Genomic DNA, 10,120 nt, shown 5'->3' on the forward strand with positions numbered 1-10,120 from the left:
TGCGGGCGGTGATCGGGCTGACCGAAAGGCCCAGCGCGACGTCTTGCTGGTCGGGCAGCCTCTCCCCCGGCTGAAGCAGTCCCAAGGATATGGCCATGCCGATCCGCAACCGCACGGCGTCGATTGCGCTCCGGCGGTCGATTCCGAGCAAAGGGGCAGCATCGATGGGTGAGTCGCCGGTGGTGTCCTCGAGCTGACGGGTCATATCCGCTACTTTACGGGGCAAAATCCACCTTCCTTTTATTTGATCATTATGATCTAATATGAGGCGAGTCACAACGACAACGTGGAGAAACCAGTGCAACGCATCCTTCCCCTCATCGCCGCCCAGGCGGCACCCCGACTGATCGGCGAACCGATCGAGCCTTCGCCGCCGAAGTCGCAGCCGCCGTCGCGATCCAACCGCACAGCAAGCTCGTGGTCTTCCCGGAGCTGCACCTTTTCGGGGATTCCAACCCGGACCTGCAGCGTACGGAAGTGCTGCAGGACTCGGCCGAGCCGCTGGACGGTCCGCGCGTCAAGGAACTGCGGCAGCTCGCAGCTGACCTGGGGATCTGGTTGGTTCCGGGCAGCGTCTGCGAGCGCGGCCCCGAGGGGCAATTGTTCAATACCCAGCTGGTCCTTTCCCCCGAAGCGAGCTCGCCGGCTACTACCGCAAGGTCTTCCCTTGGCGCCCCTTTGAGCCCTACGACCCCGGCGACCGGTTCACCACCGTCGACCTGGAAGGGATCGGCAGGGTGGGCTTGAACATTTGCTACGACGCCTGGTTCCCCGAGGTGACCCGCCAGTTGGCGTGGATGGGCGCCGAAGTGATCCTCAACGTCGTGAAGACCACGACGCCGGACCGCAAGCAAGAACTCGTCCTCGCCAAGGCAAACGCGATCGTGAACCAGGTCTTCATGGTCAGCGTCAACTGCGCGGGACCCACCGGCAAAGGCCTCAGCCTGATCGTCGACCCCGAGGGGAACACCATAGCCGAGGCCGACGACGACGCGCCCACCCTTCTCGCCGTGGAACTGGACCTCTCCGCCGTCGAGCATGTCCGCACGCACGGGACCGAAAACCTCAACCGCCCCTGGTCCCAATTCCACCCCGGCGAGCCGCCCATCGAGCTGCCTGTCTACCAAGCCGCATCGACCCGACCACCTGGACCCTACGGTCCTCCAACTCCTAAGGAACCACCGGTGACAACGCAACCGAGCCTCACGCGCGCCCTGAAACTGCCCTCGCTGGTCCTGTTCGGGCTGGCCTACCTGACCCCGCTCATCGTGCTGGCGATTTTCGGCGTGATCGCCGAAACCACCGGCGGAGCATCCCCGTCGGCCTATCTGGTGGCCATGGTCGCCATGCTCTTCACCGCGCAGAGCTACGGACGCATGGCCGTTGCCTATCCGGTGGCCGGCTCCGCGTACACGTATATCCGGCGCTCCATCGATTCCCGGATCGGCTTCCTGGCCGGTTGGGCTGTCCTGCTGGACTACCTGTTCCTGCCGATGGTCATCTGGCTCATCGGCGGCTCGTACCTCACCGCGCAGTTCCCGGACATTCCCATCGGGGTCTGGATTGTCGCGTTCATCGCGATCACAACGCTGCTCAACGTGGTTGGCGTCAAGGTGGCTGACAAGGCCAACTACCTGCTGATGGCATTCCAGCTTCTGGTGATAGTCCTTTTCGTGGCCTTGTCCGTTGGAACCTTGGTCTCGACCTCCGGCGCGAGTGCCCTGGTCAGCACCGCTCCATTCTTCAACGACACGTCGAGCTTCGACAAGATCACCGCTGGCGCTGCCATCGCGGCGTACTCGTTCCTGGGTTTCGACGCCGTGTCCACCCTCACCGAGGAGACCATCGAGCCGAAAAGGACCGTACCGAAGGCGATCATGCTTGTGGCACTCATCGGCGGCGCGATCTTCGTCGTCGTCTCCTACACCACACAGTTGATCCACCCCGGCGGGGTGTTCGACGATTCGGCGTCGGCGGCGTCGGACATTGCCCTGAAGATCGGCGGGCAGTTCTTCGGCGCAGTCTTCCTGGCCGGACTCGTGGTGTCCCAGTTTGCCTCCGGACTCGCGGCGCAAGCCAGCGCCTCACGATTGCTCTACGCCATGGGCCGGGATTCCGTCCTGCCGAAGAAAGTCTTCGGGGCGTTGAACAAGTCCTTCCACACGCCGGTATTGAACCTGGTCATCACCGGCGCGGTGGGACTCATCGCCATGTTCCTGGATGTCGCCACCTCGACGTCGTTCATCAACTTCGGTGCCTTCACCGCCTTCACCCTCGTCAATGTCTCGGTCATTGCCTACTACCTGCGCCAACGACGCTCGGGGAACCGGCTCAGCGTAATGTTCTACGTGGTCATGCCGGCTGTCGGAGCCATCATCGACGGTTTCCTGCTCTCCCAGCTCGATTCGAATGCCATCACGCTCGGACTGATCTGGCTCTGCGTCGGCGTCGGGGTACTCGGCATCATCACCAAGGGGTTCCGGAAGGCGCCGCCGGAAATGGTGATGGAGGAAAAAGAAGCCGCGCTGGTATGACGACGGAACACAGTAAACGGGGAGAAACGAGGACTGCGTGCGCATCACCCTAGCCCAGCTGGATTCCGGCACGGACGTCGGCCGCAATCTCGACCTCATCGCGGATTACTGTGCCCGGGCCGCCTACGAGGGCTCTGAGCTCATCGTGTTCCCGGAGTACTCGACGTACGAGAAAAGCCGGGTGGACCGGAGCTTCGTGGACATGGCCGAACCCCTTGACGGCCCTGTGGCTTCCACGCTCTGCGCGACGGCGGCACGCTACGGGATCGCCGTCGTCGCGGGTCTCCTGGAAGCGCCTGGTGACGGAGACGGAACCAAAGAACCGGACCGGGCATTCAACACCTTGGTGGCGATCGGTCCGGACGGTTCCCTCCTCGCCAGCTACAGGAAGATCCATCTGTTCGACTGCCAAGGATTCCGCGAATCGGAATACATCAGACCGGCGCCGGAACCATTGCCCGTCACCTTTTCCTGGGGCGGCATGACGTTCGGGTTGATGACCTGCTACGACCTGCGCTTCCCCGAGTTGGCGCGCATTCTGGCCGACGCCGGGGCCGAGGCGCTCCTCGTCTGTTCTTCGTGGGTTCCCGGTACCGCAAAGACCGAGCAATGGGCCACATTGGCCAAGGCCCGGGCAATAGAGAACGGCGTGTACGTGGCGGCGGTCTCCCAGACTCCACCGGTATCCATCGGCTACAGCATGCTCGTGGATCCCCTCGGGACTGTCCTGCACAGCCTCGACACGGAGCCGGCCACCGCCACGCTGGACCTCTCCCCGGATGCCGTTTTGGCAGCCAGGGACCAGTTCCCCACATGGCGGCACCACCGGCTCCCCTAGGAATCTCGCGGCCTCTTCTAGGCCGCCCCACTCTGTGCTAAACCAAAGTCAAGATGCACCGATGCTCCGAAGGAGATGCACCATGAGCGCAACGACGGACAAAGGATCGGGCCGAGGGCTGGAGATCCGGTCGATCGACTATGTTCCGCTGAACGAGCGCCACGGCAAGGTCTCGCACATCGGACCGCTGTGGTTCGTCAGCAATGCCCAGATCGCCACCCTGGCAGTGGGGTTGATCAGCATCACCACCGGCGGCAACTTGATCTGGTCGCTGCTCGCGATCGCCATCGGGGTGCTCGTCGGCACGCTTTTCATGGCCGCGCACTCCTCGCAGGGCCCCCAGCTCGGCCTGCCACAGATGATCCAGTCCCGGCCGCAGTTCGGCTACATCGGCGCCCTTCTGGTTTGGCTCTTCGCCTACCTCCAGTACGCCGGCTTCAACATCTTCAACACCATCCTGGCCGGCCAAGCGATCTCGGAGTCAGTCAACTTCGGGTCGCAAAACCTTTGGTTCTGGGTGGTCACCATTGTCGCCGTCGTCATCGCCTTGTTCGGCTACGACCTCATCCACGCCTTTGAGCGCTACCTGACGTACCTGACCATCATCATGCTGGCGTTGCTCACCATTGCAGCCGTGAAGCTGGCCATTCCCGCTGGCGCATACAACCTGGCTGACTTCCACATGGTGCCGTTCCTGGGCCAGCTGGGGGTCGCGGCCGGCTACCAGATTTCCTGGGCCATCTACGTCTCTGACTACTCCCGCTACCTTCCGCCGGCCAGCGGACGGGGCACTTTCAGATGGACGTTCTGGGGCAGCGCGCTCGGCGGTATTTGGGTGATGTTCCTGGGCGCGTACATCGGTGCGGCCGCCGGGGAGAACTTCGAAACCATCGGCTCGATCAAATCCACGGCCGACCAGCTCTTCGGCGGATTCGGTGGCATCGCCCTGTTCGTCGCCGCCCTGGGCTTGCTGTCCGTGACGGCCCTGAACATGTACGGCGGTTCGCTGACCTTGATATCGTCCATCGACAGCGTGCGGCAGATCCGGCCAACGCTAAGGCTCCGGATCATCACGATTTCCATCACCGCCCTCATTTCCGTGGTCCTGGCTAACCTGGCCTCGGCCGACTTCCTCGCCAACTTCAACGACTTCCTGCTATTGGTCCTGTACTTCTTCATTCCGTGGACGGCTGTCAACCTCACCGACTACTTCATCGTCCGCAAAGGCCACTACGCCATCGCGGAGATCTTCAAGCCCGATGGGATCTACGGACGATGGGGCTGGCCCGGCATCATCTCCTACCTTGTCGGCTTTGTGGTGATGATTCCCTTCTTCTCGGCCGGCAAGCTCTTCGTCGGGTTCATCGCCCACGCCCTGGACGGCGCCGACATCTCGCTGTTTATCGGGCTCCCGGTCTCCGCAGGGCTGTATTGGCTAATGACCCGACGTATCGACGTCGAGGCAGAGACCCGCATGGCCAAGGAAGAGGCCGACGCCCTGGAGGCGGCCGCGCACGAACACCTGCTGCCGTAACTCCGCCGGACTAATGGGGTAGGAGTCAGGCAGTGGTCCAACCCCGGCGCCTCAGTTGATCCTGCGATTGCCGAGCCAGCTGACCATGGCGGGGTCGCGGTGGTCGAAGAAGAGGCTGGCCCCGGTGTCCAAGGCGGCGATCCGGCTCAGCTGCTCATCGGTAAGGGTGAAATCGAAGACGTCGAGGTTCCGGGCCATGCGTTCGGGCCGGACGGACTTGGGGATGACGACGACGTCGCGCTGGATGAGCCAACGGAGAACCACCTGTGCGACGGACTTGCCGTGCGCATCGGCGATGGTGCTGAGAAGCGGGTTGGTGAACAGGTTGTTCTTGCCTTCGGCGAAGGGTCCCCAGGATTCGATCTGGACACCGCGTTCGCGCATCATTGCCTGGTCGGCCGCGCGCTGGTGGAAGGGGTGGGTTTCGATCTGGTTGACTGCCGGGACGATCTCGTTGTGGTCGATGAGGTCCACCAGCCGGTCGAGGTGGAAATTCGAGACCCCGATCGCCCGGGCGAGGCCGTCCTGGTGGAGTTCCTGCATGGCTCGCCACTCGCTGTAGTAGTCGCCCAACGGCTGGTGGATCAGGTACAGGTCGACGTAGTCGAGTCCGAGGCGGCGGAGTGAGTTGTCGAAGGCGCGCTTGGTGTCGTCCTGGACGCTGCCTGCCGGGGCGTGCTGGATCCAGAGCTTCGTGGTGATGAAGAGTTCGTCGCGGGCGAGGCCGCTGTTCTTGATGGCCAGGCCAACGGCCTCTTCGTTCAGGTAGGAAGCGGCGGTGTCCAGGTGACGGTAACCGGCGTCGAGCGCGGCTTCCACCGCGGCCTGGGTTTCCTCGTCCGGGATCTGGAAGACGCCGAAGCCGAGGATCGGCATTTCGACGCCGTTGTTAAGGGTGACGGTGTTCATGGGTTTCCTTCGCTTGGATGGGGGTTATCGGCTGATTTGGGCGTGGGCGGCTTGGTAGTCCTGTTCACTGACGGGCTCAAGCCAGGTGGCGCTCTCCCCGTTGTCGTGCTCCACCAGGGCCAGGTGGCACATCATGTTGTCCTGGGTGGCGCCGTGCCAGTGTTCCTCGCCGGGGGGGCGTGTGGACCGTGTCCCCTGCGCGCATGAGGATCACACTGCCGTCCCGGGTGGCAACGAACCCGGTGCCATCGGTGCAGTGCAGGGTCTGGCCAAGAGGGTGGGAATGCCAGTTCGTACGGGCACCGGGGGTGAAGCGGACCATCGCCGCCACGAGACGTGAGGGCGCCTCGCCGTTGTGGAGCGGATTGAGGTAGACGTCTCCCGTGAATCTCTCCGTAGGGGCTTTGACGGTCGGGGTGGGGGGAACGAGTTTCATGGCGTCTGCCTTTCGCTAGTGCCGTGATTGTTGTGCGTGCCGAAGCGGCAGGGACACCGCTACGAGGACCAGAAGGAGAAGGGCCGTGATACTCAGGTTGATGCGCAATCCTGCCATGAAGTTCTGACCGGCGAGTGCGGCACCGAAGATCGCGACGCCGAGGGAGCCTCCGAGCTGCCGGGCGGTATTGACCGCGCCGCTGGCGGTCCCCGCCAACTCCGCCGGCACGTGGTCCAGGATGAGGGCAATGATCGGCGGAACCGTGAAGGAACCTCCGACGCCGACGGGCACCATCAGGAACGCGACGAGCAGGGTCGGCGCATTGCCTGGCAGGAGGCAGAGGCTCGCCAGCCCCGCGGCCATCAGCAATTGGCCAGAGACGATCGCGACTATGCGCCCGAATCGCTCCGCGAACCTGGCCACGAGGGGATTCAGGAGGGCAACAAGCCCGGTCATGGGCAAGAACAAAAGCCCGGTCTCCAGGGCGCTGGCTCCGCGTTCCTGTTGGAAGTAGAGGCTCTGGAGGAAGACGACGCCGTACAACGCCGCCATGGTGACCCCGGCGACAATCAGGGCCGTGGAGACTGCGCGCGAACGGAACAAGTCGAGCGGGATCATTGGGTGGCTTCCCCGTGCTTGTGCTGCCACGAATACGGCTGCGGATGCGACACATATGGCGAACGTCAACAGGATGTGGGGGCTAGGAGCCACTCGGGAGAGGACCAGCAGGGCTGCCACTCCCACCGGAAGGTTGACGAAGAAGATCAGTCTCCAGTCCCAGTACACGATTGCCCTTCCGCGACGCGCAGGATCGTGGAACGCCTCCCGGAAGAGGGCGAGGGACGTAGGGGTAATCATTGCCGCACCGATGCCCTGCAGGACCCGTCCGGCGATGAGTGCAGGAAGGCTCGGGCTGAACCCGCATGCCATCGAGGCAACGGTGAAGAGAATCATGCCGATGCCGTAGGCGCGACGACAATTTGGGCGTCCAAGGCGACCACGAAAAATCCGAGCATGGCAACCGCGAGAGATGCGCGCGGACGCGCCACGGCTTCCGGAAAGGATTTGACGGTAGTCACGGACATGGTGGCCTTCCAAGCAGGGAAACGGGGACTGATTCAAGAAAACCAGTCCCCGGGTCCGCGTGGGAGTGCCTGTTATAACGTGTACTGCCAGTGCCTGTTTCAGTTGCCTTGAGCTTCTCGGATGGTGATCGCGATTTTCCCCCGCACTTTGCCGGCGTCGAAATAGCGCATGGCGTCCGGAACCTGCTCCAGCGGATAGCTGCGGTCGACGGTCGGGGTGAGGGTTCCGGCGTCGATGAGCCCGGCAAGGTATTCGAGGTCTGCAACGTCCTGCGTCCCCATGACCATGGTGAGCCGCTGACCGATGAACGGGGACAGCGCGAGGGCCCTGAATTGCCTGTCGATACTTCCCGTCCAGGAGCCGCCTTCTTCGCCGCCGGTGATAACGGCCGTGCCGGTAGGCGTGAGCGCCTTGCGGAGGCGTGCCAGGGTGGGGTTCCCGGCAATATCCAGGATCAGATCGTAGTGTTTGGTGCCGTCGGCGAAGTCCTGCGTGGTGTAGTCGAGGACGTGATCGGCACCGAGCGAGCGCACCAGGTCCATTTTGGCGGCACTGCACACGCCCGTGACCTCAGCCCCGGCAGCTTTTGCGAGCTGAACAGCGTAGCTGCCCACTCCTCCCGAGGCACCAAGGATCAGAACCTTCTGTCCCGGCGCTATCCGGCCCGCGGCGCGAAGGGCCTGCAGCGCAGTGCAGGCGGAAACCGGGACCACCGAGGCTTGTTTGAAACTGATGTTCGCCGGTTTGAGCGCCAGTTGGCTTTCGCGGGCCGTCGCATATTCAGCGAAGGAACCCTTCCCGACCCCGAAGACCTCGTCCCCGACGGCGAATCGGGTCACTGCTGCTCCGACCGCCGTGACCGTGCCGGCCAAGTCCATCCCGGGCACAGGATTTTTGGGGGCGCGGACGCCGAACGCCAAGCGCAGCGCGTAAGGCAGGCCCCGGGTTACATGCCAGGTCCCCCGGTCCAGTCCTGCAGCGTGGACCCGGACCAGCACCTCGTTCTCGGCAATCTTCGGTGTGGGGATCTGCGTCAGGTGCAGGACGTCAGCGGAGCCGTAAGCCTCCTGCACGATGGCCCGCATCGTAACCTCCGGCTTTTGCGAGCCGCCTGAAATCGGAGTCTCCGCAGCATGCTGACCAGCGGTCATGGCCGTTCCTTTCCAGTCAATTGGGGTGTTCAGCTACTTTTTCGTACGCTGTACCAAAAAGATTATCGTACAATGTACTAAACCGCTAGACCCCCTGCACTAAATCGCTGGAGTGCTGCACCAACTAGAGTCCAAGGAGTCCCGATGCCGGACACTGCACAGCCCCTCCCCCAGCGACGCCCTCCGTTGAGCCGCGAAAGGGTGCTCGGTTGCGCTGTGGATCTCGCTGACGAGTCAGGAATCGCCGCGCTGACCATCCGCTCGCTCGCCCAGAGCATGGGAACCAAGCCCATGTCGCTCTACTACTACGTGGCCAACAAGGATGAAATTTTGGATGGCATCGTGGACATGGTCTTCCACGAAATCGCATTACCCTCCCCCGCGGGCGACTGGCGGGAGGAAATGCACCGGCGGGCACACGAAGTGCGCAGCGCGCTCAAACGCCATCCTTGGGCGGTCGGGCTGTTGGAAAGCCGCTCCGCCCCGGGCGAAGCGAACCTGCGTCACCACGAAGCGACCTTGGCGACCTTGAGGGCAGCAGGCTTTTCCGTCCAGATGACGGCCCATGCCTATGCCTTGCTCGATAGTTACATCTACGGATTCGCACTCCAGGAAGCCGCCCTTCCTTTTGACGGCCGGGACACCGCCGCCGAGATCACAGCGCCGATCGTTGAACGCTTTTCGACCGGGCAGTACCCCCACATGATGGAGATCGCCACCGAACATGTCCTCAAACCCGGCTACGACTTCGGGGACGAGTTCGACTTCGGGCTGAACCTCATCCTTGACGGCCTCAGCCGGTCGATGAGGTGAGCTAGGGATGCCCGGCGAATCCGAAACGACACCCGTTCCGGCCCCGGCCTCGGCCTCGGCCCACGTTCTTGGGACACGCAGTGTTGCGTGGTCGGCGGTGGACCTGCCGGAATGATGCTGGGCTACCTGCTGGCCCGCGCCGGAGTCGAAGTGACAGTGCTGGAGAAGCACGCCGATTTCTTCCGTGACTTCCGGGGCGACACCATCCATCCTGCGACCACCGATGTGCTCGCCGAACTGGGATTGCTGGAAGAGTTTCTGAGCCTGCCGCACACGGAGATACCGGAACTGCGTCTCGGCATCGACGGACAGACCTTCGGGCTGGTGGACTTCCGGCACCTGCCCTCCCGATGCAAGTTCATGGCGTTCATGCCGCAGTGGGACTTCCTGACCTTCTTGGCCACCCAGGCCATGCAATACCCCGCCTTCCGACTGGAAATGAGTACCGAGGCCACCGGCCTGCTCCGCCACGGTGAGCAAGTGATCGGCGTACGGGCACGCACTCCCCAGGGCGAAGTAGAGATCAGGGCGGATCTCACGGTGGCGTGCGACGGGCGGTTCTCCCTTATCCGGGAACACGCGGACTTGCCGCTAAGGGAGTTCGCAATGCCGATCGACGTGCTGTGGTTCCGCGTGCCGCGCAGCGAGGATGCGCCGCCGACCCTGGGCTATCTCGGCGGCGGGCAGATCGTGCTCGCAATCGACCGCGGCGACTATTGGCAGTGCGGCACGATCATCGGGAAAGGAACACTCCCGCAGGTTCAGGCCGCGGGGCTGGCCGCCTTCCGCGACCGGGTGGCACGTGCCGCACCGTTCTTG

At 63.4% G+C, this 10,120-nt stretch carries 9 protein-coding genes and 2 pseudogenes; 6 read left to right on the top strand and 5 right to left on the bottom strand.

What is annotated here, in order from left to right:
* Nucleotides 1–205, bottom strand: a pseudogene (locus AHiyo1_RS26420) (FadR/GntR family transcriptional regulator); the annotation flags it as partial.
* 212 nt (nucleotides 206–417) lie between these two features.
* On the opposite strand from AHiyo1_RS26420, the pseudogene AHiyo1_RS26425 reads away from it, so the two are divergent.
* The 4 genes and pseudogenes from AHiyo1_RS26425 to AHiyo1_RS08350 all read left to right on the top strand — a co-directional run.
* Nucleotides 418–986: pseudogene (locus AHiyo1_RS26425) on the top strand (carbon-nitrogen hydrolase family protein); the annotation flags it as partial.
* A 198-nt stretch (nucleotides 987–1,184) separates the two neighbouring features.
* Nucleotides 1,185–2,534, top strand: a complete 1,350-nt coding sequence (locus AHiyo1_RS08340; RefSeq protein WP_059388246.1) for an APC family permease — start codon at nucleotides 1,185–1,187, stop codon at nucleotides 2,532–2,534.
* A 37-nt stretch (nucleotides 2,535–2,571) separates the two neighbouring features.
* The gene (locus AHiyo1_RS08345; protein WP_059388242.1) at nucleotides 2,572–3,372 is read left to right on the top strand and encodes a carbon-nitrogen hydrolase family protein; all 801 of its coding nucleotides are present in this window, start codon (nucleotides 2,572–2,574) and stop codon (nucleotides 3,370–3,372) included.
* Between the two features lie 82 nt (nucleotides 3,373–3,454).
* The gene (locus AHiyo1_RS08350; RefSeq protein ID WP_059388243.1) at nucleotides 3,455–4,906 is read left to right on the top strand and encodes a purine-cytosine permease family protein; all 1,452 of its coding nucleotides are present in this window, start codon (nucleotides 3,455–3,457) and stop codon (nucleotides 4,904–4,906) included.
* A gap of 51 nt (nucleotides 4,907–4,957) precedes the next feature.
* On the opposite strand, the gene AHiyo1_RS08355 is transcribed toward AHiyo1_RS08350, so the two are convergent.
* From AHiyo1_RS08355 to AHiyo1_RS08370, 4 genes are all read right to left on the bottom strand, one after another.
* Complete coding sequence (locus tag AHiyo1_RS08355; protein WP_059388244.1) at nucleotides 4,958–5,815, bottom strand: aldo/keto reductase; 858 nt, start codon at nucleotides 5,813–5,815, stop codon at nucleotides 4,958–4,960.
* Nucleotides 5,816–5,891: 76 nt separating this feature from the next.
* Nucleotides 5,892–6,251, bottom strand: coding sequence for a cupin domain-containing protein (locus tag AHiyo1_RS08360; RefSeq protein WP_340639298.1), 360 nt, complete (start codon nucleotides 6,249–6,251; stop codon nucleotides 5,892–5,894).
* A gap of 15 nt (nucleotides 6,252–6,266) precedes the next feature.
* Entirely contained in the window at nucleotides 6,267–7,205 is a 939-nt protein-coding gene (locus tag AHiyo1_RS08365; RefSeq protein WP_216363152.1) for an MFS transporter, read from the bottom strand.
* A 230-nt stretch (nucleotides 7,206–7,435) separates the two neighbouring features.
* Nucleotides 7,436–8,488, bottom strand: a complete 1,053-nt coding sequence (locus AHiyo1_RS08370) for an NAD(P)-dependent alcohol dehydrogenase (RefSeq protein WP_253257216.1) — start codon at nucleotides 8,486–8,488, stop codon at nucleotides 7,436–7,438.
* Nucleotides 8,489–8,632: 144 nt separating this feature from the next.
* Between AHiyo1_RS08370 and AHiyo1_RS08375 the strand changes: the two genes are divergently transcribed.
* Both AHiyo1_RS08375 and AHiyo1_RS08380 read left to right on the top strand, forming a co-directional pair.
* Complete coding sequence (locus tag AHiyo1_RS08375) at nucleotides 8,633–9,301, top strand: TetR/AcrR family transcriptional regulator (protein WP_059388245.1); 669 nt, start codon at nucleotides 8,633–8,635, stop codon at nucleotides 9,299–9,301.
* 18 nt (nucleotides 9,302–9,319) lie between these two features.
* On the top strand, nucleotides 9,320–10,120 hold an 801-nt coding region (locus AHiyo1_RS08380), incomplete at its 3' end, for an FAD-dependent oxidoreductase (RefSeq protein ID WP_275937050.1).

The sequence above is a fragment of the Arthrobacter sp. Hiyo1 genome, assembly GCF_001263615.2.
GTDB lineage: Bacteria > Actinomycetota > Actinomycetes > Actinomycetales > Micrococcaceae > Arthrobacter.